The sequence below is a fragment of the Pseudomonas sp. F-14 TE3623 genome (genome assembly GCF_053629015.1).
Window position 1 is genome coordinate 5,485,991 of record NZ_JBRJHM010000001.1, and the last position, 22,423, is coordinate 5,508,413.

Here is a 22,423-nt window from a genome sequence, read left to right on the forward strand (position 1 = left end):
GTAACTTGTGATGCTGATAATCTTGTTGACTATCAGTCTGACTCCACAAGCACCCACACGAATTGCTTGATTCAGTTGTTAAAGAGCGGTTGGTTAAGATCTTTCGTCTCAACCGAGGCGCGCATTCTACAGCAGCCTCTGTTGCTGTCAAGCGGTTATTTTCAGAAGTTTTCAAAGTTTCCTTTGTAACTTCAACCACTTGCGCTTCCGATCTCTCGTTAGCGGGAGGCGAATTCTACAGCGTTACTCGCTGCTGTCAACACCTCTTTTTCTCCGCTTTCGACCGAGATGATCGAACCGTCAATAAGGCGAAAACACACTGCCTTACCAACTCCTTCTGGCTTCGATGAACTGAAGCGTAACCGCTGTCGAAAACCGCGTAACTCTTTGTTTACCAAGGAGTTTTCCGTTTCGACTGCGCCGGAAGTGGGGCGAATTATAGACTTCCAGAATCTGCCGTCAACCCCTGATTTGGTTTTTCTATCAGGATGCTCAAAATCCCTGCTTATATATAGACGCGCCCGCAACGAATGCGCAGTATATTGCCCAACACATAAAAAAATACTCTCGCTTGCTACTTTGGACGATGCCACGCAATGAATGACCACCCCCGCAGCCTTGCCTCGACTCTGTTCTCGGTTGGCCTGCTCTTGATAGCCATGGCATCGATCCAGTCCGGAGCTTCCCTGGCCAAAAGCATGTTCCCGGTTGTTGGTGCTCAAGGAACGACCACCCTGCGACTGATCTTTGCCAGTGTGATCATGCTGCTGCTGTTGCGCCCATGGCGAGCGAAGCTCACCGCGAAATCCCTGCGCACCGTTATCGTCTACGGGATGGCGTTGGGCGGCATGAACTTCCTCTTCTATATGTCCTTGCGCACTGTCCCTCTGGGTATCGCTGTAGCCCTGGAGTTCACTGGCCCATTGGCTGTCGCTATTTATGCCTCACGTCGAGCGATCGATTTTCTGTGGATCGCTCTGGCAGCCTTGGGTTTACTGCTATTGATTCCAATAGGCGCCACGAGCGCGGGCATCGATCTGGTCGGCGCAGGTTATGCCCTGGGTGCTGGTGTCTGCTGGGCGCTATACATTCTGTTCGGTCAGAAGGCCGGTGCTGATAATGGGGTGCAGACCGCAGCATTGGGCGTGATGATTGCCGCCCTGTTCGTAGCGCCCATCGGCATTGTCCACGCTGGCGCCGCGTTACTGACACCGTCGTTGATTCCCGTGGCCATCGGGGTCGCCATTCTGTCCACCGCCCTGCCCTATACCCTGGAGATGGTCGCTCTCACACGGATCCCAACCCGGACCTTTGGTACGTTGATGAGCATAGAACCTGCGATCGGCGCGCTGTCCGGCCTGTTGTTCCTCCAGGAATACCTTTCCCTGTCACAGTGGATGGCTATCCTGTGCATCATTCTGGCTTCCGTCGGCGCGACCATGACCATGGGGAGTACCGCCAAGCCTGTGATCGCAGCGGATTGAAACAAGATTGACGAAGGTATGGTATTTACCGCTCAATTAGGCCATGTTTAGGCTACGTAACTCAGTGTCAGACATGGATTTTTTCAGATAGGGATATCAGAACGCTTCAAGCAAAAGCGAATGCAGGCAGACCCAGGCACAGATCCGGGGCCGCTATTAAGGACAGCAATGAAACGAATTTTGATACTGATCGCCGTACTTGCAATTGCGGGCTGCGCTGCGACCTCGAAACCCCAGATGAAACACGGCAAGAGAGGACTGCATATCAACTGTTCGGGGCTTTCGTCCTCGTGGGACAAGTGCTACACCAGCGCCGCCAATTCGTGTGCGCCCAAGGGATACAAGGTCATCGCCAAGTCAGGGGATGCTGTGGAAGAGCCCGGTGACTATCCGTTCGGCCTCAACCCTGCCGGCTATACCAGCCGCAGCATGATCGTCATCTGCAAGTAACCCTCCCCTTCTATCGGGCTTGCGTAGTCCGATAGGCGCTTCGCTCCGATGCTGCTAACGTTCATCAGTCAATGACCGTTCAGCAAAGGGCGATATCCATGACCACCGCTATCAATAACAAGAAAATCGTATTGGTCGTCGGCGCAGGCGATGCCACCGGCGGCGCCATCGCCAAACGTTTTGCCCGTGAAGGCTATGTCGCCTGCGTCACACGTCGCAGCGCAGACAAGCTCCAGCCACTGGTAGAGTCCATCACAGCCAGTGGCGGCGAGGCTCACGGTTTTGCCTGCGATGCGCGTAATGAAGAGGATGTGATAGCGCTCATCGAGCAGATCGAAACCGAGATCGGTCCCATCGAAGCGTTCATCTTCAATATCGGCGCCAATGTGCCGTGCAGCATCCTCGAAGAAACCGCCCGCAAATATTTCAAGATTTGGGAAATGGCCTGCTTCTCAGGGTTTCTCAACGCCCGTGAAGTGGCCAAGCGCATGGTCACCCGCCAACGGGGCACGATCCTGTTCACTGGCGCCACTGCTGGTCTGCGCGGTGCCGCGGGTTTCGCCGCCTTCGCCGGGGCCAAGCACGGGATTCGCGCCTTGGCGCAAAGCATGGCCCGCGAACTGGGACCGATGAACATCCATGTCGCCCACGTCGTTGTGGATGGCGCCATCGACACCGATTTTATCCGCGACAATTTTCCGGAAAAATACGCGACCAAGGATCAGGACGGCATCCTCAATCCCGAGCACATCGCCGACAACTATTGGTACCTGCACAGCCAGCCACGGGACGCCTGGACCTTCGAGCTGGATCTGCGCCCCTGGAACGAACGCTGGTAAGCCCTCCCCTACAACAATAAGAAGAGCACATCGACCATGAGCAAAACCGTGGAGTTCTTTTTCGACCTCGGCAGCCCCGCAACCTATCTGGCCTATACCCAGTTGCCGAATATCTGCAAACAGACCGATAGTCAGCTGATCTACAGACCGATGCTGCTGGGTGGCGTCTTTAAAGCTACCGGCAATGCTTCCCCCATCACCGTACCGGCCAAGGGTCGCTATATGTTTCAGGACCTGGACCGCTATGCCAAACGCTATGGCGTACCGCTGAAGTTCAACCCGAACTTCCCGATCAATACCCTGATGCTGATGCGCGCTGTCACAGGTATGCAACTGCGTCACCCCGAACGCTTTCAGGCGTTTATCGATGGCCTGTTTCACGCCCTTTGGGTTGAAGGATGCAGCCTCGATGATCCAGCGACCGTTGCCGCCGTGCTGACGCAAAACGGTTTTGATCCGAATGACGTGCTGGCGCTGACCGCCGATGAGGCTGTCAAAGCCGCCCTCAAGGAAAACACCGAAGAAGCGGTGCAACGCGGTGTATTCGGTGCACCGAGCATGTTTGTCGGTGATCAGCTGTTCTTCGGCCAGGATCGGCTGGACTTCGTCCTTGAAGCCCTGCGTGCGCAATAACCAGCGCCTGCCTATGACCTGAGCCAGGCGCTGGAAACAGCGCCTGGACTCAAACCGCTCAAATAGCCGCGGTTCGGGTGTTCAACCATTCGAGGGCCGCACCGTCGAGCAACGGGCTCAAGCGTTCACGCACCTCGGCGTGATAGCCGTTGAACCACTGCTTCTCATCTTCGGTCAGCAGCGACGGTTCCAGGCAACGAGTGTCGATCGGGCACAGGGTCAGGGTTTCGAATTTCAGGAACTCACCGAATTCGCTCTTGCCTGCTTCACGATTCAATACCAGGTTCTCGATCCGCACACCCCAGCGCCCCGGACGGTAAGTGCCCGGTTCGATAGACGTGATCATGCCCGGCTGCATCGCGGTTTGCGGAGCCGCCGCGGCCTGATAGGCGATGACTTGCGGGCCTTCGTGAACATTGAGGAAATAGCCGACGCCGTGACCGGTGCCATGGCCGTAGTCGACGCTTTCCGCCCAGATCGGTGCGCGGGCAATAGCGTCCAGCAATGGTGACAGAATGCCTCGTGGGAACTGTGCACGGGAGAGTGCAATCACGCCTTTGAGCACTCGGGTGCAATCGCGCTTCTGCTCGTCGGTCGGCGTACCCACCGGCACCATTCGGGTGATGTCGGTGGTACCGCCCAGGTATTGACCGCCGGAGTCGATCAGCAACAGGCCGTCACCCTCGATCACCGCGTGTTCTTCTTCGGTGGCGTGGTAATGCGGCATCGCACCGTTGGCGTTAAACGCGGCAATGGTGTTGAAGCTCAGCGACACATAATCCGGACGCCGGGTACGCGCCGCGGTCAGGTGTTCGTCGATGGTCAGTTCGGTGATGCGCTCACGCCCCAAGGCCACTTCCAGCCAGGCGAAGAATTCGCAGAGTGCCGCGCCATCCTGCTCCATGGCCCGACGAATGTGCTCGGCATCGGCCAGGCTTTTCTGCGACTTGGCCAGAGTGGTCGGGTTCAGGCCTTCGAGCAGTTTCACGCCGCTGTCCAGGTTATCCAGCAGGCCGGCCGTGACCCGCGCCGGATCGATTTGCAGGCTCGCACCGCTCGGCACGGCGCGCAAGGCGGCGGTTACTTCGCTGTAATCGCGCAGGGTCACGCCGTCCTGTTCGAGAATGGCGCGCAGCTCGGCGCTCACTTTACTCAGGGCGACGAACAAGGTGGCCTGCTGCTGACTGATCAGGGCGAAAGACACAAACACCGGATTGAATGACACATCGCCGCCACGCAGGTTGAACAGCCAGGCGATGTCATCGAGGGTGGCGATGAAGTGCCAGTCGGCACCGCGCTCTTTCAGCACCTCACGCAGTTTGGCGAGTTTTTCGCCACGGCTGACCGTCGCCTGAGGCGGCAAGTGTTGGTAGATCGGCTCGTTCGGCAGACTCGGACGGTCACTCCAGACTTCACTCAGCAGATCGATGTCGGTGCGCAGACGTGCGCCGCGTTCTTCGAGTTTGCTGCTCAAAGTACGCGCGGAGGCCACGGCCATCACCGCGCCATCGACTGCAACGACACCGCCTTCAGGGGTTTGCTCGGCCAGCCAATCGAGCGGGCCAGGTTGACCCGGTTGCAGCTTGACCAGTTCGATGCCGCTGCCCTTGAGCTCCTTGCTCGCTTGTTCCCAATAGCGGCTGTCGGCCCAGACACCGGCAAAATCCGGCGTGACGATCAGCGTGCCCACCGAGCCATGAAAACCTGACAGCCACTGCCGTCCCTGCCAATAGCCCGGCAGGTATTCCGACAGGTGCGGGTCGGCCGACGGCACCAGTAGAGCATGAATGCCCTCCCGGCTCATCAGCTCGCGGGTTTGCGCCAGGCGCTGGGGTACCAATCCATTGGTCAAAGGCTGTGTACTCATCGTGTCTCCTGCTAACCACTCATCATTATTATTCGGTGCCGATCGGAGTCGGCGCTTAAGGACCTGTCGCCCAGAATGCCGGAGCACTGGCGCAAGTTGCTTTAATCAGGTGTACCGCTTGATCGATATCCTGTTCGGTGGTGAAACGCCCCAGGCTCAAGCGAATGGTGCGACTGGCCGAGCGTGCGTCATGCCCCAGGGCCAGCAGCACATGGGACGGCGCATTGCTGGCGGAATTACAGGCCGAGGTCGCGGAAAACGCGATCGAGGCGCTCAACGCCGCGGAACTGAACTCGCCTTCGTTGAAAGTCAGGCTCAGGGTATGGGGAATGCGCTGGGTCGGGCTGCCATTGAGGCGCACGCCGGGAATGCTCAGCAGCGGCTCGAGCAAGCGTTCACGCAGACGCGCGATGGTGGCTTTTTCTTCATCGAACGAGGTGGCCGCCAACGCGAAGGCTGCCCCCATCGCGGCAATCTGGTGCGTCGCCAGCGTGCCGGAACGCAACCCGCCCTCGTGACCGCCGCCGTGGATCTGCGCCTGCAGACGCTGCTGCGCACGAGGACCGACATACAGCGCGCCGATGCCTTTGGGACCGTAGACCTTGTGCGCCGAGAACGACATCAAATCCACCGGCCACCGGGCCAGATCGATCAGCACTTTGCCCGTGCCCTGAGCCGCATCAACGTGAAATAACGCATCGCGATCACGCACCACCTGGCCGATGGCCGGGATGTCGTTGATGGTGCCCAGTTCGTTATTGACCAGCATCAACGACACCAAAAAGGTGTCCTCACGCATCGCTTCGCTGACCGCTTGTGGGGTAATCAGACCTTCGGCATCGGGCACCAGATACGTCACGGCTACGCCCGCGTCCTGCAATTGTTTTGCAGTGTCGAGAATCGCTTTGTGTTCGATCTGGCTGGTGATGATGTGCCCGCCGGACACACCGCGGGCCTGGGCCACGCCCTTGAGGGCAAGGTTGTTGGATTCAGTGGCGCCGGAGGTCCAGACGATCTGCTCCGCCTGGGCGCCCACCAATTCGGCGACCTGGCGCCGTGCTTGCTCGACCGATTGCCGGGCCTGTTGGCCGAAGGCGTGGGAACTGGACGCTGGATTGCCGAAGTTACCTGTGAAACCCAGACACTCGACCATGACCTTGATGACCCGCTCATCCACCGGCGTGGTGGCGGCGTAGTCGAAATACAACGGACGTTTATTCATAAAAGACTCGCAGAGCGTGTTCCGGGATCAGGAAGCTCGTCACTGGAAGTTTCAAAGCGCCGCCTCATGAGCGACGCCGAATTTTCAGAACGACAGCAATACCTGATCGGAGGCCATTAAAGAAGAACAACTTCATTTAAAAGTGCGTAGGAACGCTCCTGAAGTCGAGCTTAACAGGCATCGGGCCACCGGATGAAGCAATGCGTCAGCTAAAACTTTCGAGCAATAACGGATACATCGAAGCCACCAACAACAAGGCCATACCCCAGTTGAACAGCCGCAACCAGCGGCGATCGCGTAGCACATTGCGCAACAGCGTGCCGCAACCGGCCCACACCCCGACGCTTGGCAGGTTGATCAAGGCGAAGACCGCGGCAATCACAATCACATTGGTGAAATAGCCCTGCATCGGCGTGTAGGTGCTGATGGCTCCGATGGCCATGATCCAGGCCTTGGGGTTGACCCATTGAAACGCTGCCGCACCCAAATAACTGATCGGCCTGCCCTCGCCCTGTTCACCCTCGGCTACCGGCCCGGAATGAGCAATCTTCCACGCCAGGTACAGCAAATACGCCGCGCCGACATAGCGCAACACGGTGTAAAGCATTGGATAGGTTTGAAACACCGTGCCCAGGCCGAAACCGACAGCGACCACCAGGACGAAGAAGCCACAGGTGATGCCCAGCATGTGGGGAATGGTGCGGTGAAAGCCGAAATTCACGCCCGAGGCCAGCAACATGGTGTTGTTCGGACCGGGGGTGATCGAGGTGACAAGGGCAAACAGGGCAAAGCCCAGCAGCAGGTCGAGCGAGAGTGTCATGGGTGGCAGTCCATCAGGGTCAGTCAGGTGTTGACCCTATCGCACGCCTTGAGGGAAACCCATGGACAGTTGCGTGAAAGTTCGAGCAGTACAGTTGTCGCTCAGCTTTGGCGGCCGTGCAGCTGTACTGCGCGTTCGGCGTTCATCTCACCTTGTTTGTCGAAACTGAACGATTTTGCCGGCTGGCCGAGCAATTCGGCTTTCTTCGCATGGTACTCGTCGAAGGACAAGCCACGACGATTCAGGGCCTCCAGCGCCAGTTCCCGGGTTTCTTCAGCGGTGTAGGGCCGCAATTCCGGTGAAACATGGCTGGCACATCCGGCGAGAACGGAGATGGCGAGCAACAAGAAAGTGGCAAGTAGAGATTTCATTTCGGGCGTCCGGTGATCTGTGTTTGGGGCAATGAACACAGGCTACTCGTGCCGCTCGAAGGGTAGAAATCAACGCTCTCGATAGTCGCTATCGACTTTGGTAAACGCGGTTCCGATTGCCGACCTCATATTTCCCAATGATCTATAAATATTAATTTATGGTCTTTTGCGGAATAACAGAGAGCCTTTATAAACAACTCCATCGCCTCACGCACTGTTGCCCACGCAACTGTTTGCCTGGCAACAGTCAATCAACAAACACCCGGTCAAATCGAACAGCGCCTGCCAACAACCGCGCTGAAAGCCACGGAAAACGGGGTTCCCAAGGATTGGTACAGCTCTTGCTCAACTCCGGTGACTCATCACTGCTCGCTGAGCAACTGTTTAAAAAAGGAACTGATCATGTCGCGTCCATTGAAAGTCGTTGCCCTCTCCGGCGGTACCTGGCGTCCGTCTCGCACTTTGGTGTTGACCCAGGCGCTGTTGGCCGAACTGGCCGAGCAGTTGCCAATCGAAAGCAAGCTGATCGAACTGGGCGATATCGCTCGACCACTAGGCGCCGCGCTGTCGCGTCAGGAACTGAGCGCCGACATCGAAGCCGAGCTGCAAGCGATCGAAAGCGCCGATTTGCTGATCGTCGCCGCGCCGGTTTATCGCGGCTCCTACCCGGGCCTGCTCAAGCACCTGTTCGACCTGATCGACCTCAACGCGCTGATCGACACGCCGGTGCTGCTGGCGGCCACCGGTGGCAGCGAACGTCACGCGCTGGTGCTCGATCATCAGTTGCGGCCGCTGTTCAGTTTCTTCCAGGCCTTGACCTTGCCGATTGGCGTCTATGCCACCGAAGTCGACTTCTCCAATTATCAAATAACCAGTGAGCCCTTGAAGGCCCGCATTCGTCTTGCTGCAGAACGCGCGGCGCCGTTGTTCGGCGTGCACCCCAAAAATCTGCTGAAAATCGCTTAAGGATCTCTTCATGGATGTTTTCTGGTTTCTGCCGACCCACGGCGACGGCCATTACCTGGGCACCACTCAGGGCGCCCGCCCGGTGACCCTCAACTATTTGAAACAAGTGGCCCAGGCTGCCGACAGTCTCGGTTACCACGGCGTGCTGATTCCTACCGGGCGTTCCTGCGAGGATTCGTGGGTGATTGCCTCGGCCCTGGTGCCGCTGACCGAACGCCTGCGGTATCTGGTCGCGATTCGTCCGGGGATTATTTCGCCGACAGTCTCGGCACGGATGGCCGCGACGTTGGATCGACTGTCTGGCGGCCGCTTGCTGATCAATGTGGTAACCGGCGGCGACCCGGATGAAAACCGTGGCGACGGCAGTTTTCTCGATCACAGCGAACGCTACGAAGTCACCGACGAATTCCTGAAGATCTGGCGCCGCGTGCTGCAAGGCGAATCGGTGGATTTTGAAGGCAAACACCTGCGAGTGCAGAACGCCAAAGCGCTGTATCCACCGGTGCAGAAACCTTATCCGCCACTGTATTTCGGTGGCTCGTCCGAGGCCGCTCATGACCTGGCTGCCGAGCAGGTCGACGTTTACCTGACGTGGGGCGAACCGCCTGCCGCCGTGGCTGAAAAACTCGCCGATGTTCGAGAGCGCGCGGCGCGAAACGGTCGTACGGTGAGGTTTGGGATTCGCCTGCATGTGATCGTGCGCGAGACGGCCGAAGAAGCCTGGAAAGCGGCGGACAAACTCATCGAGCACATCAGCGACGAGACCATTGCTGCCGCGCAAAAGTCGTTCTCGCGATTTGACTCCGAAGGCCAACGACGCATGGCCGCGCTGCATGATGGACGCCGCGACAACCTGGAAATCTCCCCCAATCTCTGGGCCGGCGTCGGTCTGGTGCGCGGCGGAGCAGGGACTGCGCTGGTGGGTGATCCACAGCAAGTCGCCGCTCGGATCAAGGAGTACGCGGACTTGGGGATCGAGAGTTTCATCTTCTCCGGCTACCCGCATCTCGAAGAGGCTTATCGCTTTGCCGAATTGGTGTTCCCGCTGCTGCCCGAGCCGTATGCCAGCCTGGCCGGACGTGGCGTCACCAACCTCACCGGGCCGTTTGGCGAAATGATTGCCAATGATGTGCTGCCGGCCAAAGCCAGGGCCTGAAAACCTACCCTACTGATCGTTCCCATGCTCTGCGTGGGAACGATCAGTCGCCAGAAAGAAGGAACCCCGCGTGACTGCCAAGCCGCTAAGCGCCCTGTTGGCCCCCTTGCAGACCGCCCGCCAGCTGGCCGCCGAGTTTGCCCTGACCGCTGTCGAGCGCGATGAACGCGGTGGTACGCCGAAAACCGAACGTGATGCTTTGCGCCACAGCGGCCTGCTCGCTTTAAGTATTCCCGTCCAGTACGGCGGCCTCGGCGCCAGCTGGAGTGAAACCCTGAACATCGTGCGCGAGTTCGCCAAGGTCGACAGTTCGATCGCTCACGTCTTCGGCTTTCATCACCTGATGCTCGCCACCGTGCGCCTGTTCTCCCAGCCCGAACAATGGCAACCGTGGTTTGAACAAACCGCTCGCAAGAACTGGTTCTGGGGCAACGCCCTCAACCCGTTGGACACCCGCACCATGGTGAAAAACCTCGGTAGTTGGCGCGAGTTTTCCGGCAAAAAAAGTTTCTGCTCCGGTGCCAGCGACTCGCAAATGCTGATCGCCTCGGCCGTCGATGAAAGTGCCGGCGGCAAGCTGTTGATCGCTGCGATTCCCAGCGGGCGCAGCGGCATCACGCTGCACAACGACTGGAACAGCATGGGTCAGCGCCAGACCGACAGCGGCAGCGCCACGTTTGAACGGGTGCGGGTCGAAGAGTCGGAGCTGCTACTCGACCCCGGCCCGTTGAGCACACCGTTCACCTGCCTGCGCCCCTTGATCGCCCAGCTGACGTTCTCCCACATGTTCCTCGGCATTGCCGAAGGGGCTTTCGAAGAGGCGCGGCAATACACCCTCACCGAAACCCGTCCATGGCATAAATCCAGTGCGCTGGATGTGCGGCAGGATCCTTACGTGCTTGGCCATTACGGCGAATTCTGGGTGGCACTGGAAGGTGTTCGATTGCTGGTGCAACGCGCCGCCGAGCTGCTCGACAACGCCTGGGCCAAAGGGCCGACTCTGAGCGCCGAGGAACGCGGACATCTGGCCACCGCCATCGCCACCGCCAAGGTCGCAGCGACGCGCAATGGTCTGGAGCTGTGCAGCCGTTTATTCGAAGTAACCGGTGCCCGTTCGACTCACGCCTCACTGCGTCTGGATCGCCACTGGCGCAACTTGCGCACGCAAACCCTGCACGATCCGGTGGATTACAAACTCCATGAACTGGGTGACTGGGCGCTGAACCAGTCCCTGCCAATCCCGACCTTCTATTCATAGCCTTCCACTCATGGAGCCTGCCCCATGCAACTGCTGACCTTACCGCCCTCGCCCGCGTTGGCCACCTCGATTCGCGCCACGGCACAGGTGTTCGAAGACCCGAAATCCCAGGCCCTGCTCGCCCACTTGCAGCAAGTCGCGCCGAGTGAGGCCAGCGTGCTGATCATCGGTGAAACCGGCACCGGCAAGGAGCTGGTGGCGCGGCATATCCACAACCTCAGCGCCCGGCGCAACCGGCCGTTTGTGGCGGTGAATTGCGGCGCATTCTCCGAATCGCTGGTGGAGGCTGAGCTGTTCGGCCATGAAAAAGGCGCCTTCACCGGCGCGCTGAGCGCCAAGGCTGGCTGGTTCGAAGAGGCCGATGGCGGCACCTTGTTCCTTGACGAAATCGGCGATTTGCCAATGGCGATTCAGGTGAAATTGCTGCGGGTGTTGCAGGAGCGCGAAGTGGTGCGCCTGGGTTCGCGCAAGAGCATTCCCATCGATGTGCGCGTGCTGGCAGCGACCAACGTGCAACTGGAAAAAGCCATCAATGCCGGGCACTTTCGCGAGGACCTGTATTACCGCCTCGACGTGGTCAGCCTGGAACTGAGTCCGTTGCGTGAACGCCCCGGCGACATCCTGCCGCTGACCCGGCATTTCGTCGAAGCCTACAGCCACCGTTTGGGTTACGGCAGCGTCACCATCAGCAAGGAGGCAGAACACAAACTGCGCAGTTACAGTTGGCCGGGCAACATCCGTGAACTGGAAAACGTCATTCACCACACGCTGTTGATCTGCCGAAATGGTGTGATCGAGCGCGATGACTTGCGGCTGTCGAACATGCGCATCGAGCGTCAGGACGACCACCACGTCAACGTCGACGACTCACCGGAAGCCTTGCTCGATCGAGCCTTTCAAAAGCTCTTCGAGGAACAGGCCGGCGCGCTGCACGAGAAAGTCGAAGATTCGTTGTTGCGGGCAGCCTATCGCTTCAGCCACTACAACCAGGTGCACACCGCTGCCCTGCTGGGGCTGAGCCGCAACGTAACCCGCACCCGGCTGATCAAGATCGGCGAACTGGCGGTGAATAAACGCCGACCTGCAGAGAACCTGCAGGGAGAACGCTTGATGCAGTTGTCGATCTAACCGATCAGCGTGCAGTGCAATGCGTTGTCGTGACTAAGCGCCAGGCTATGCAGCACCTGAAATGAGCCGAAGGTCACGGTTTTCGCCCGATGGGCGCGAATCAGCTGCCAGAAATCCTGCTCACCGCTTTCGAAGCTCTGAAAGGCAGCTTCTCCGGCTTCACGGGATTGCCATTGCAGGTAATTGAGCACCCGTCGGCCATCGTCGCTGGCCTGGATGTTGGCACTCAAAAAACCTGGGTAGCCCTGGGCCAGACGCTCGGTGTGTGCCGACAGTGCCGACACCAGCGCGGCTTGCTGACGGGGCTCGATCTCGAATTCGATCAGTTGGGTGAAGCTGCGATTCTTCTCTGGCGCGTGCATGAATAATCCCCACTCACTGTAAGCCGGATCTTGCGATCCGAAGGCCTGCAGGGTAAAACCTCGAGCTAACTAGAGGTCAAGGGGCATTTTTTAGATGATCACCTCGCAAAACCTGCATAAAGAGCTGACCGTCGGCCAAGTGGCCGCCCGCAGTGGTGTGGCGATCACGGCGCTGCACTTTTATGAGTCCAAAGGCCTGATCAAAAGCAATCGCAATCAGGGCAACCAGCGGCGTTATCCGCGGGAAGTGTTGCGCCGGGTGGCGCTGATCAAAGTGGCCCAGCGTTTGGGGATTCCGCTGGCGGAGATTGGCGAGGCCCTGAAGTCCCTGCCGGATAACCGTGCACCGACGGCGGCGGACTGGAAAGTGTTGTCGGCGCAGTGGAGTCGGGATCTGGATGAGCGGATCAATCAACTGACCCTGCTGCGGGACAAGCTCAATGGGTGCATCGGGTGTGGATGTTTGTCCATGGAGGCGTGTCCGCTGCGTAACTTTGGTGATGTGTTGGGTGAGCAAGGGCCGGGGGCGCAGCTGCTTGAGTCGGGGGTTGATCGGAAATAGCGGCGCGGCCTTCGCGAGCAAGCCCGCTCCCACATTTGATCGGCGTCGAATGCAAATTTTGTAATCAGTGGAGATTTCCTGTGGGAGCGGGCTTGCTCGCGAAGGCGTCCTGTCAGTCGATGAGGATTTAAAAGCACGATTGATAGCTGAACAGTGGCACTGCTGCTCGTCGGGCACTCGGTTGCGGGAAAGGGGCTGACCTATAGTTATTCGACCGGAAATCGGCGAAGGAACACCTTAACCCCATAATAAAAGGAGAACCGTCATGAGCGTAAAACCTATTCCAGAGGGTTATCACAGCATCACCCCTTATCTGGGCATTCAGAAAGCTGCCGAAGCCATCGACTTCTACAAGAAAGCCTTTGGCGCCACCGAAGTCATGCGCCTGTCAATGCCCGACGGCGGCATCGGTCACGCAGAACTGCGTATCGGTGACTGCCCGATCATGCTTGGCACGCCATGTGACCAGGGCCCATTGAGCAACCCGGACAAGTCGTCGTCCGTGGGGCTGCATCTGTATGTGAACGATGTGGACAAGTCCTTTAAACAGGCCATCGATGCCGGTGCCACGCAGGTGTCCGAGGTCAAGGATCAGTTTTATGGCGACCGTTCGGGGACTTTGAAGGATCCCTACGGGCATTTGTGGTTTCTGGCCACGCACAAAGAGGATCTGACTCAGGAACAGATTGAACAGCGGGCGAAGGAGATGTTTAAGCAGGGTTGAGTTTTTCAGTGAATGTTCGAGCCCCTTCGCGAGCAAGCCCGCACACATTCGACCGAGTTCTATCTGAAGAATGCGGTCAAATGTGGGAGCGGGCTTGCTCGCGAAGAGGTCATCACATCCACCATCAATGTTGACTATCAGCCCGCTCCCACCCAAGGCAGAAACACGAAACATTTACTTTCATATCCCCTTTCGGGATTTCGGATGCTCATACGTCTTATTTAGATGCAGTCGGTCGCGTAGGCAAAAGCCACGACCGGACTTTTCACGGACCGCACGCTGGCAAGCTCACAGCAGCGGTCCTCTCATCGAAACAAGACCTTTAATCATGTCGAAGAAATCCCGCTCAAAACTCTGGTTTCTGGTCCATAGCTGGCTGGCGCTGCCCATCTGGTTCTTTGTATTGATCGTCTGTGTGACCGGCACGCTGGCGGTGGTCAGTCAGGAGATCGTCTGGCTCGCCAACCCGCAAATGCGTGCCAGTCCGCCTTCGGACGATGCGCCGCTCCTCAGCTATGACGAGATCATCGCCGCCATCAAAAAAGCCGAACCACAGACGCTGGTCGAGCGCATCAGCCGCCCTGACGAGTCGCACTTCGCCCTGGACGTGGAAGTCAGCTATCCGGACGGACGCTCGGTGACGGTCTACGTCAATCCTTACAGTGGCGTCATCCAGGGCACTGCCCCGCAGTTCAATTTCAAGGCCTTTACCCGTGCACTGCATGGCTGGTGGCTGGTCCCATTCACCAACGGCTACAGCTGGGGCTGGTATCTGGTGTCTTTCCTCGGGCTGCCGATGCTGGCTTCGCTGGTGACCGGGCTGGTGGTCTACAAACGGTTCTGGAAAGGCTTCTTGCGACCGACCCTGCGCTTTCGTCATGGCGCGCGGATTTTCTGGGGCGACTTTCACCGACTCAGCGGTATCTGGTCGATCTGGTTCATCGCGGTGATATCGATCACCAGTGTCTGGTTCCTGATCAAAGCGGCTCTGTACGATAACCAGATTTCGATTTCCACTGCACCGGTCGCACCCGTCGTTGCGCGCGAGAGCGTACCGCTCACCATCGATGGCGCACCGGCACCGATGATTAGTCTGGAGCGTGCGATCCACGAGGCCAAGGAGCGCATTCCCGGTCTGGAAGACAGCTCTGTCAGCCTGCCCGCCAATGCCTATAGCCACCTTTCTGTGAGCGGACGCAGTTGGTACCCATTGATATTCCAGAGCGCCGAGGTCAACCCTTATACCGGTGACATCGCCGCCACGCGCCTGCTGTCAGACCGTTCGGGTCTGGAGCTGGTGACCGAATCCATGCGACCGCTGCACACCGGCGATTTCGGCGGTATCTGGATCAAACTGATCTGGTTCTTCTTCGGCCTGATCCTGAGCATGATGGTTCTCAGCGGCCTGTTGATCTGGACCAAACGCACCGCCCTGGCCACGGCCAATGCCCTCAAGCGCAGCAATAAGCGTCCACGGACGGTGGTGGCCAGTCAGCCGGCCATGAACCGCGAAGCCACGGAGGTCAGCCGATGAACCACGTCACAGCAGAAAAACCGCGCTCGCCGCTAAGCCATTTCTGGCACATATGGCGCTTCCACATCAACGTGCTGCTGTTGATGGTGCCACTGGGATTCATGCCCAAGTACTTCGCCGACGCGGCGCTGTTTCGCGGTGACACCGGTCTGGGTCAGCGGGAGATCGGTGAAGTTCAGGTCGGCCCCTGGAGCTTGCGCCTGGCCGAATTTCGCAACGAAGGCCCCGTATCCGACGGCCCGGCCGGCCCCATCAAGTACTTCAACGCGGCGCTCTGCGACAGCTGTCGCGATCAGGTCAAGGCAACTTACCTGCGCATTGGCAAACCACGCAGCTTGCGCGCCGCCGGGGTGATTTTCTTCGGCACACCGTACCGCATGGGCGCCGGGGTGCCGGTGCCTGAAAAGACCAAAACCGACGCCGAACTGTGGATCACCATGGAAGGCTGGGACGGTGCCATGCACCAAGCGTCCATCCCCCTGAGCCAGGCATCCCCGGCCACCCTCGCATGGCTGAACAAACAAGGAGGCAAACCATGATCAACGCTTTTCGCCCTCTGCACGCCGTTTTACTGGTGCTCTGCGCCGCCTTCAGCACCAGCGCCCTGGCCCATAACCCGATGTGCGAATGCAAAGCCATCGACGCCGAACAAATTCAATGCACCGGCGGTTTTTCCGACGGCAGCGGCGCACCGGGAGTGACCCTTGACGTGATCGGCTACGACGAAACCATTCTGGTGCCGGGCAAGCTCGGCGCCGATTCGACCCTGACGTTCAAGAAGCCTGGCGCCGAGTTCTACGTGCTGTTCGACGCCGGTCCCGGCCATGTCGTCGAGATCGACCAAGCCGACATCGAGGCGCCCTGAACGTGAGCATGACGTCGCCCACCACCCAAGTTGTTCGCCCGGCCGGTGCCGGCCATGAAACCCTCTATGTGTTGCTGTTGTGCCTGATGATCCTGGCGGTTGCCGGCTCGGTGGTAGCCTGGCGTGGCGAGGCTCAGGAAGTGAGCAGCGTTGGCAGCCATCAACTGGATGCCCGCCGTGATCTGAGCGCATCCGAGCAAGGTATTTACGCCGACCTGCGGGTCACGCTGGATGAAATTCATCTGTTGCGTCAGGAACAGCAAGCACTGCCCACACCCGCCACCCTCGCCGATGAAGGCTTTGCGCCGTTTGCCCAGGACGCCAGCTCTGTCAGCCGCGGCGGCCATGCCTGGCAGTTACTGGACGCCAAGGCGTACTTCGGCCAGAGCCAGACCCCAACCGTCGCCGGCTCGTTTTTGATGCGTTTGACCGCTGAAGACGACTCCGCGCCAGACATCTGGCTCAACCGCGGCAGTGCCCTCCCCGCTCCGCACGATCTCACCGACGCTGCGCTCAACGGCGCCGGCTGGCAGCAGATCGTCGCGCAATTCGATGCCGGCGTCACCCGCCAGCATCGGCATTGAACCCTCGCCTTCACCCGAGAGAAGACCGCTTTCCCATGCCTAGTTCATCTCAATGTCATTGCTTTTTTCGCCTCTTGCTAGTCGGCCTGTTTGCCTGTTTGCTGACACCTTTGGCCAGTGCCGACGAAGCCAAGCGCCTGCGCATCGGCATCACCCTGCACCCTTATTACAGTTACGTGGCCAACATCGTCGGTGACAAAGCCGAAGTGGTGCCGCTGATCCCGGCCGGTTTCAATCCGCATGCCTACGAGCCGCGGGCCGAAGACATCAAGCGCATCAGCGGGCTGGACGTGGTCGTGCTTAACGGCGTGGGCCATGACGACTTCGCCGACCGCATGATCGCCGCCAGCGAAACCCCGAACATCAAGGTGATCGAAGCCAACGAAAACGTGCCCCTGCTGGCCGCCACCGGTGTTGCTGCCCGGGGTGCCGGCAAGGTGGTCAATCCGCACACGTTTTTGTCGATCAGCGCCTCCATTGCCCAGGTCAATAACATCGCCCGGGAACTGGGCAAGCTTGACCCGACCAACGCCAAAACCTACACCCAGAACGCCCGCGCCTACGGCAAGCGCTTGCGGCAGATGCGAGCCGACGCGCTGGCAAAACTGACCCAGGCGCCAAACGCCGAGTTGCGCGTAGCCACGGTGCATGCCGCCTACGACTATTTGCTGCGCGAGTTTGGCCTGGAAGTGACCGCCGTGGTCGAGCCGGCCCACGGTATCGAACCGAGCCCCAGCCAGCTGAAAAAGACCATCGATCAACTGCGGGAACTGGACGTGAAAGTGATCTTCTCGGAGATGGATTTCCCGTCTACTTACGTCGAGACCATCCAGCGTGAATCCGGGGTGAAGCTGTACCCGCTGTCGCACATATCCTATGGCGAATACACCGCCGACAAGTACGAAAAAGAAATGACCGGCAACCTCAATACCGTGGTTCGGGCAATTCAGGAGTCCGGCGCATGACGGCTAAAGAAACCATCAGCCCGACCACCCCCGAATCCCCTGTGGGAGCGAGCCTGCTCGCGAAGGCGTCCAGTCAGTCAACATCATCGTTAAATGACACACCGCATTCGCGAGCAGGCCCGCTCCCACAGGTTTCGGGGCCTACGCTGGATTTCGCCGAGGTCAGTCTCACGCTGGGTCGCACGACGATCCTCGACAAGGTGACCTTTCAAGTCCGGCCCGGCAGCGTGCACGCACTGGTCGGCCCTAACGGTGGCGGCAAGAGTTCGCTGATCAAAACCCTACTCGGGCAAATGCCGCATCAGGGGCGCTTGAGCCTGCAATGGCCTGGCGAACCGGGGACCATCGGCTACGTGCCTCAGGCGCTGGAATTCGATCGCGGTTTACCGATGACCGTCGACGACTTTATGGCCGCCATGTGCCAGCGGCGCCCGGCGTTCCTCGGGTTGAGCAAACATTACGTGGCAACCATCGGCGAAGCACTGGAACGGGTCGGCATGCAGGACAAGCGCAAGCGGCGCATGGGCGCCCTCTCCGGCGGTGAGCGCCAGCGCGTTTTGTTGGCCCAAGGGCTAATTCCGGCGCCACAGTTGCTGGTGCTCGACGAACCGATGTCGGCCCTCGATGAGGCCGGCATTCAGGTGTTTGAACGGTTGCTGGGCGACTGGCGCCAGAGCGGCATCACCGTGCTGTGGATCGAGCATGATCTGGAAGCGGTCGGGCGACTGGCGGACCGGGTCACCGGGCTCAATCGCCGGGTACTGTTCGATGCCACGCCGAAACAGGCACTGACCCCGGAACGACTGCTGACCTTGTTCTCGACCCATCCCCGGAGCGCTGCCTGATGAGTTACGAAGCCTTTCGTTTGATGGTCCAGGGTTGGGCCTCATCGGGTTACCTGCCGGAAGCGCTGGCCTATGGATTTGTGGTCAATGCCCTGCTCGCCGGGCTGTTGATCGGCCCGGTGTTGGGCGGTTTGGGTACGCTGGTGGTGGTCAAGCGCTTCGCGTTTTTCTCCGAAGCAGTGGGCCACGCGGCGCTGACCGGTGTGGCCATCGGCATTCTGCTCGGTGAACCCTACACCGGGCCATATGGCAGCCTGTTCGGTTACTGCCTGCTGTTTGGCATTTTGCTCAACTACCTGCGTAACCGCACGGGGCTGGCGCCGGATACGTTGATCGGTGTGTTTCTCTCCGTATCGTTGGCGCTGGGTGCGAGCCTGCTGCTGATCCTGGCCGGCAAAATCAACGTGCACATTCTGGAAAACGTGCTGTTCGGTTCAGTGCTCACGGTCAACGGCAATGACCTACTGGTGTTGGCCATCGTTGGTTCGCTGGTGATGGCGCTGGCCCTGCCGCTGTACAACCGCATCATGCTCGCCAGTTTCAATCCACAACTGGCGGCGGTGCGTGGTGTGGCGGTGAAGACTCTGGATTACCTGTTCGTAATTCTGGTGACCCTGATCACGGTGGCGGCGGTGAAAGTCATCGGGGCGATTCTGGTCGGCGCACTGTTGGTGATTCCAGCGGCGGCCGCACGTTTGCTCAGCCAGTCGCTGAAGGGGTTCTTCTGGTGTTCGGTGCTGATCGCCACGGTGAGCACGCTATGCGGAATTCTCGCGCCGATTGTCTTTGACCTGCCTATCCCGTCCGGTGCCGCGATCATTTTGGTGGCCGGTATCGCCTTCGCCCTGGCCGCCATCGCTCGCGGCATCGTCCCAAGTCTGAAAGGGAACCTCGGATAAATGTCTTTTTCTCTGCGTCAATTGACCTTGGCATTGACCTTCACATTGCCCCTGTGTGGGCTGGTCACCACACCGCTGCTGGCGGCTGACAGCGCCAAACCGTTGCGCGTACTCGCCTCCCTGCCCATCACCTACGGCCTGGGCGAAGTCCTGCTCCAAGGCACCGACGTCAACCTTGAACGTGCGGCGCCAGCGAACCTCCCCGGCAGCCGGCAAACAGCTTACTTCACAGGGCGTGGTGCCCCGGCGCTGGCCAAACTGTCGACCGACGCCGATGCGGTGATTGGTCTGCGGTCACTGTGGGCGGATGACCCGCTGTACCCGATCTCACGGCGCAGCAATATCCGCATCATTGAAATCGACGCCGCCCGCCCGGTGGACGGCGCCTTGCCCGGCATCGCCGTGCAGCCTGGCAACAAGGTCGACGGTTTGAACAGTCAGCCTTGGCTGGCCAGCAACAATATGGGGCGCATGGCGGATGTGATGGCGGCAGACCTGGTGCGCCTGGCGCCAGCGGCCAAGCCGAAAATCGATGCCAACCTGGCAGCGCTCAAACAGCGTCTGCTCAAGCTCAGCGCTGACAGTGAGTCACGCTTGGCCGATGCTGACAATCTGAGTGTGATGAGCCTGAGCGATCATTTCGGCTACCTGATCGGCGGCCTCAACCTGGAGCTGATTGGCCTTGATGCACGACCGGATGCCGAGTGGACACCGCAGGCGCTCAAGCAACTGGGTGCGACGCTCAAGGTCAATGATGTGGCGGTGGTGTTGCATCATCGCCAGCCGTCGGAGCCGGTGAAAGCGGTGATTGCCGAGGCCGGCAGCCGGTTGGTGGTGTTGAGTGTCGATGCGGAAGATCCGGTGGCTGAATTGGAAGGGAATGTGGATAGCGTGATCAAGGGGTTGAGCGGGGTGTAACGTCAGTTAGACCGTGTAATCGTTCTTCGCGAGCAAGCCCGCTCCCACATTTAACCGATGCGGGCGCAGATATTGTGATCGACACAAATTCAAATGTGGGAGCGGGCTTGCTCGCGAAGGCGGCCTGACAAGCAACACAAATTCCAGACCTGAAAAAGCCCGCTGACCGTCACCGGTTCAGCGGGCTTCTTTTTGGGCGGTGACTCAGTGAGCCACGGCCGCCTGTTCTTCCATTTTCTGGCGCAGGCTGAGTGGACGCATGTCTGTCCAGACCTCTTCGATGTAGGCCAGGCATTCCTTTTTCAGGCCACTCTTGCCCACGGTGCGCCAGCCTTGTGGCACGGCTTTGTAGTCGGGCCAGATCGAGTATTGCTCTTCGTGGTTGACCACGACCTGAAAGAGGATGTCCTCGCGGTCGAATACTGACGTCATGCTGTCTCTCCATCGCTGTAGGGTGGGCTGCGCGGCGTGCGCAGCCGTTATGTAGAAGGAACGTTCAAGGCACCAAAAAATTTAGAGACTGGCGATGGCTGCGGCCATGGCCCTGCCGAAAATGTCGGCCACCCGATCGATTTCTGCGGCAGTGATCACCAGCGGCGGCAGGAAACGCACGACACCGCCGTGACGCCCGCCCAGCTCAAGGATCAACCCACGCTTGAGGCATTCGCGCTGCACCAGCGGCGCCAGATGACCGAATATCGGCGGATGGCCTTGAGCATCCGGCGCGCCGGTCGGGTCGACCAGTTCAACGCCCAGCATCAAGCCGCGTCCGCGAATATCGCCCAGTTGCGGGAAATCCCGTTGCAGGATGTGCAGGTGTTCACTCAAGCGTTCGCCCATGGCGGCGGCGTGCTCGCACACCTTGTGCTCTGTCAGGTAGCGCATTACCGCAGAGCCTGCGGCCATCGCCATCTGATTACCACGGAAGGTCCCGGCATGGGCGCCCGGCAGCCAGGTGTCGAGCCAGTCGCGATAGACCACCACCGCCAAGGGCAGGCTGCCGCCAATGGCTTTGGACAGAACTACCACGTCCGGAATGATCCCGGCGTGCTCGAAGGCGAACATCTTGCCGGTGCGGGCAAAACCGCTCTGGATTTCATCGACGATCAGCGCCACGCCGGCCTTCTCGGTGATGCGTCGCAAGCCGCGCAGCCAGTCGAGATCGGCCGGAATCACCCCGCCCTCGCCCTGCACCGCTTCGACGATCACCGCAGCGGGCAATTGCACGCCGGCCTCGGGATCATTCAGCAGGTTTTCCAGGTAATTCAGGTTGACCTGCACCCCCTGCGCGCCGCCAAGCCCGAACGGGCAACGGTAATCGTAGGGATACGGCATGAACTGCACGCCACTGCTGAGCAACGCACCCAACGGTTTTTTCGGCCCCAGACTGCCCATCAAGCTCAGCGCGCCCTGGCTCATGCCGTGGTAACCGCCCTGGAACGACAACACGGTGCTGCGCCCGGTGGCGGTGCGCACCAGTTTCAGCGCGGCTTCCACCGCATCGGTCCCGGTGGGGCCACAGAACTGAATCTTCGCTTCAGCGGCCAATGCCGGCGGCAACAGACCGAACAGGTCCTGAACAAACTGATCCTTCACCGGCGTGGTCAGGTCGAGTGTGTGCAGCGGCAGTTCATCGGTCAGCACTTGCTGGATCGCTTCGATCACCACTGGATGGTTGTGCCCCAGGGCCAAGGTCCCCGCACCCGCCAGGCAATCGATGAAACTGCGGCCTTCGACGTCCTCGACATAAATGCCCTTGGCACGTTTGAGTGCCAGGGGAATACGCCGCGGGTAGCTGCGAGCATTCGATTCCTGCTGGCTCTGACGGGCCAGCAGCGGCGATTCGTTGAACTGATAAAGCGTCTCGGCAGGCGTCGAGACGATCCGGGCCGGCTGATCTTCGATAAGGCTGGTAGCGACTGACATCTCTCGATCCCTCAATACGCTGTTGATAGTGACCAAAACTGCACA

At 59.5% G+C, this 22,423-nt stretch carries 25 protein-coding genes; 18 read left to right on the plus strand and 7 right to left on the minus strand.

The features are described 5' to 3' along the window. Positions 1-596: 596 nt before the first annotated feature. The 4 genes from rhtA to AB7M29_RS25530 all read left to right on the plus strand — a co-directional run bounded on the left by rhtA (position 597) and on the right by AB7M29_RS25530 (position 3,406). A complete protein-coding gene (gene rhtA, locus AB7M29_RS25515) occupies positions 597-1,484 on the plus strand; it encodes a threonine/homoserine exporter RhtA (protein ID WP_052967896.1) in 888 nt (295 codons plus the stop codon). A 168-nt stretch (positions 1,485-1,652) separates the two neighbouring features. Then, entirely contained in the window at positions 1,653-1,934 is a 282-nt protein-coding gene (locus tag AB7M29_RS25520; RefSeq protein ID WP_123719017.1) for a hypothetical protein, read from the plus strand. A 98-nt stretch (positions 1,935-2,032) separates the two neighbouring features. Continuing rightward, positions 2,033-2,773, plus strand: coding sequence for an SDR family oxidoreductase (locus tag AB7M29_RS25525; protein WP_217858758.1), 741 nt, complete (start codon positions 2,033-2,035; stop codon positions 2,771-2,773). 36 nt (positions 2,774-2,809) lie between these two features. Then, entirely contained in the window at positions 2,810-3,406 is a 597-nt protein-coding gene (locus AB7M29_RS25530) for a 2-hydroxychromene-2-carboxylate isomerase (protein WP_217858757.1), read from the plus strand. Between the two features lie 58 nt (positions 3,407-3,464). Here the strand turns inward: AB7M29_RS25530 and AB7M29_RS25535 are convergent, their stop codons facing one another. The 4 genes from AB7M29_RS25535 to AB7M29_RS25550 form a co-directional block, all read right to left on the minus strand. After that, positions 3,465-5,273 carry an aminopeptidase P family protein gene (locus AB7M29_RS25535; RefSeq protein WP_052967892.1) on the minus strand — a complete coding sequence of 603 codons (1,809 nt, stop codon included), beginning with the start codon at positions 5,271-5,273 and terminating at the stop codon, positions 3,465-3,467. A 55-nt stretch (positions 5,274-5,328) separates the two neighbouring features. Next, positions 5,329-6,495 carry a cysteine desulfurase family protein gene (locus AB7M29_RS25540; RefSeq protein ID WP_454248269.1) on the minus strand — a complete coding sequence of 389 codons (1,167 nt, stop codon included), beginning with the start codon at positions 6,493-6,495 and terminating at the stop codon, positions 5,329-5,331. A 205-nt stretch (positions 6,496-6,700) separates the two neighbouring features. Then, complete coding sequence (locus AB7M29_RS25545; RefSeq protein WP_052967890.1) at positions 6,701-7,315, minus strand: LysE family translocator; 615 nt, start codon at positions 7,313-7,315, stop codon at positions 6,701-6,703. Between the two features lie 101 nt (positions 7,316-7,416). Beyond that, the gene (locus AB7M29_RS25550; protein ID WP_008075566.1) at positions 7,417-7,686 is read right to left on the minus strand and encodes a hypothetical protein; all 270 of its coding nucleotides are present in this window, start codon (positions 7,684-7,686) and stop codon (positions 7,417-7,419) included. A 402-nt stretch (positions 7,687-8,088) separates the two neighbouring features. Between AB7M29_RS25550 and msuE the strand changes: the two genes are divergently transcribed. The 4 genes from msuE (at position 8,089) to AB7M29_RS25570 (ending at position 12,194) form a co-directional block, all read left to right on the plus strand. Further along, a complete protein-coding gene (msuE, locus tag AB7M29_RS25555; RefSeq protein WP_217858752.1) occupies positions 8,089-8,652 on the plus strand; it encodes an FMN reductase in 564 nt (187 codons plus the stop codon). Between the two features lie 10 nt (positions 8,653-8,662). Further along, entirely contained in the window at positions 8,663-9,808 is a 1,146-nt protein-coding gene (gene ssuD / locus AB7M29_RS25560) for an FMNH2-dependent alkanesulfonate monooxygenase (protein ID WP_217858751.1), read from the plus strand. 70 nt (positions 9,809-9,878) lie between these two features. After that, entirely contained in the window at positions 9,879-11,066 is a 1,188-nt protein-coding gene (locus AB7M29_RS25565; RefSeq protein WP_454248270.1) for an acyl-CoA dehydrogenase family protein, read from the plus strand. A 24-nt stretch (positions 11,067-11,090) separates the two neighbouring features. Then, positions 11,091-12,194 (plus strand): sigma-54 interaction domain-containing protein, encoded by a 1,104-nt coding sequence (locus tag AB7M29_RS25570; protein ID WP_454248271.1) that lies wholly within the window; start codon positions 11,091-11,093, stop codon positions 12,192-12,194. Here AB7M29_RS25570 and AB7M29_RS25575 read toward each other — a convergent pair. Beyond that, the gene (locus AB7M29_RS25575; protein ID WP_038982293.1) at positions 12,191-12,556 is read right to left on the minus strand and encodes an antibiotic biosynthesis monooxygenase; all 366 of its coding nucleotides are present in this window, start codon (positions 12,554-12,556) and stop codon (positions 12,191-12,193) included. The two genes, AB7M29_RS25570 and AB7M29_RS25575, sit on opposite strands and share 4 nt — an antisense overlap. 94 nt (positions 12,557-12,650) lie before the next feature. Between AB7M29_RS25575 and soxR the strand changes: the two genes are divergently transcribed. The 10 genes from soxR to AB7M29_RS25625 all read left to right on the plus strand — a co-directional run bounded on the left by soxR (position 12,651) and on the right by AB7M29_RS25625 (position 20,452). Then, positions 12,651-13,118 (plus strand): redox-sensitive transcriptional activator SoxR, encoded by a 468-nt coding sequence (gene soxR, locus AB7M29_RS25580; protein ID WP_454248272.1) that lies wholly within the window; start codon positions 12,651-12,653, stop codon positions 13,116-13,118. A 265-nt stretch (positions 13,119-13,383) separates the two neighbouring features. Beyond that, a complete protein-coding gene (locus tag AB7M29_RS25585) occupies positions 13,384-13,842 on the plus strand; it encodes a VOC family protein (protein WP_217858746.1) in 459 nt (152 codons plus the stop codon). A 328-nt stretch (positions 13,843-14,170) separates the two neighbouring features. Continuing rightward, on the plus strand, positions 14,171-15,376 hold the full coding sequence (locus tag AB7M29_RS25590; RefSeq protein WP_454248273.1) for a PepSY-associated TM helix domain-containing protein: 1,206 nt from the start codon (positions 14,171-14,173) through the stop codon (positions 15,374-15,376). Continuing rightward, on the plus strand, positions 15,373-15,915 hold the full coding sequence (locus tag AB7M29_RS25595) for a thiamine pyrophosphate-binding protein (RefSeq protein ID WP_454248274.1): 543 nt from the start codon (positions 15,373-15,375) through the stop codon (positions 15,913-15,915). The genes AB7M29_RS25590 and AB7M29_RS25595 overlap by 4 nt, the downstream gene beginning before the upstream one ends. Further along, on the plus strand, positions 15,912-16,241 hold the full coding sequence (locus AB7M29_RS25600; protein WP_217858742.1) for a hypothetical protein: 330 nt from the start codon (positions 15,912-15,914) through the stop codon (positions 16,239-16,241). The genes AB7M29_RS25595 and AB7M29_RS25600 overlap by 4 nt, the downstream gene beginning before the upstream one ends. Positions 16,242-16,249: 8 nt before the next feature. Continuing rightward, positions 16,250-16,825: a DUF6162 family protein gene (locus AB7M29_RS25605; protein WP_217858740.1), complete on the plus strand. Its 576-nt coding sequence runs from the start codon at positions 16,250-16,252 to the stop codon at positions 16,823-16,825. Positions 16,826-16,860: 35 nt separating this feature from the next. Then, positions 16,861-17,790, plus strand: coding sequence for a metal ABC transporter substrate-binding protein (locus AB7M29_RS25610; RefSeq protein ID WP_217858739.1), 930 nt, complete (start codon positions 16,861-16,863; stop codon positions 17,788-17,790). Further along, on the plus strand, positions 17,787-18,635 hold the full coding sequence (locus AB7M29_RS25615) for a metal ABC transporter ATP-binding protein (RefSeq protein WP_454248275.1): 849 nt from the start codon (positions 17,787-17,789) through the stop codon (positions 18,633-18,635). Before AB7M29_RS25610 ends, AB7M29_RS25615 begins: the two co-directional genes overlap by 4 nt. Continuing rightward, positions 18,635-19,534 carry a metal ABC transporter permease gene (locus tag AB7M29_RS25620; RefSeq protein ID WP_007906536.1) on the plus strand — a complete coding sequence of 300 codons (900 nt, stop codon included), beginning with the start codon at positions 18,635-18,637 and terminating at the stop codon, positions 19,532-19,534. The genes AB7M29_RS25615 and AB7M29_RS25620 overlap by 1 nt, the downstream gene beginning before the upstream one ends. Then, positions 19,535-20,452, plus strand: a complete 918-nt coding sequence (locus tag AB7M29_RS25625; RefSeq protein ID WP_454248276.1) for a metal ABC transporter substrate-binding protein — start codon at positions 19,535-19,537, stop codon at positions 20,450-20,452. Positions 20,453-20,656: 204 nt separating this feature from the next. On the opposite strand, the gene AB7M29_RS25630 is transcribed toward AB7M29_RS25625, so the two are convergent. Together AB7M29_RS25630 and AB7M29_RS25635 are read right to left on the minus strand one after the other, a co-directional pair. Continuing rightward, the gene (locus AB7M29_RS25630; RefSeq protein ID WP_007934245.1) at positions 20,657-20,884 is read right to left on the minus strand and encodes an MbtH family protein; all 228 of its coding nucleotides are present in this window, start codon (positions 20,882-20,884) and stop codon (positions 20,657-20,659) included. An 81-nt stretch (positions 20,885-20,965) separates the two neighbouring features. Further along, on the minus strand, positions 20,966-22,378 hold the full coding sequence (locus AB7M29_RS25635) for an aspartate aminotransferase family protein (RefSeq protein ID WP_217858736.1): 1,413 nt from the start codon (positions 22,376-22,378) through the stop codon (positions 20,966-20,968). Positions 22,379-22,423: the final 45 nt, after the last annotated feature.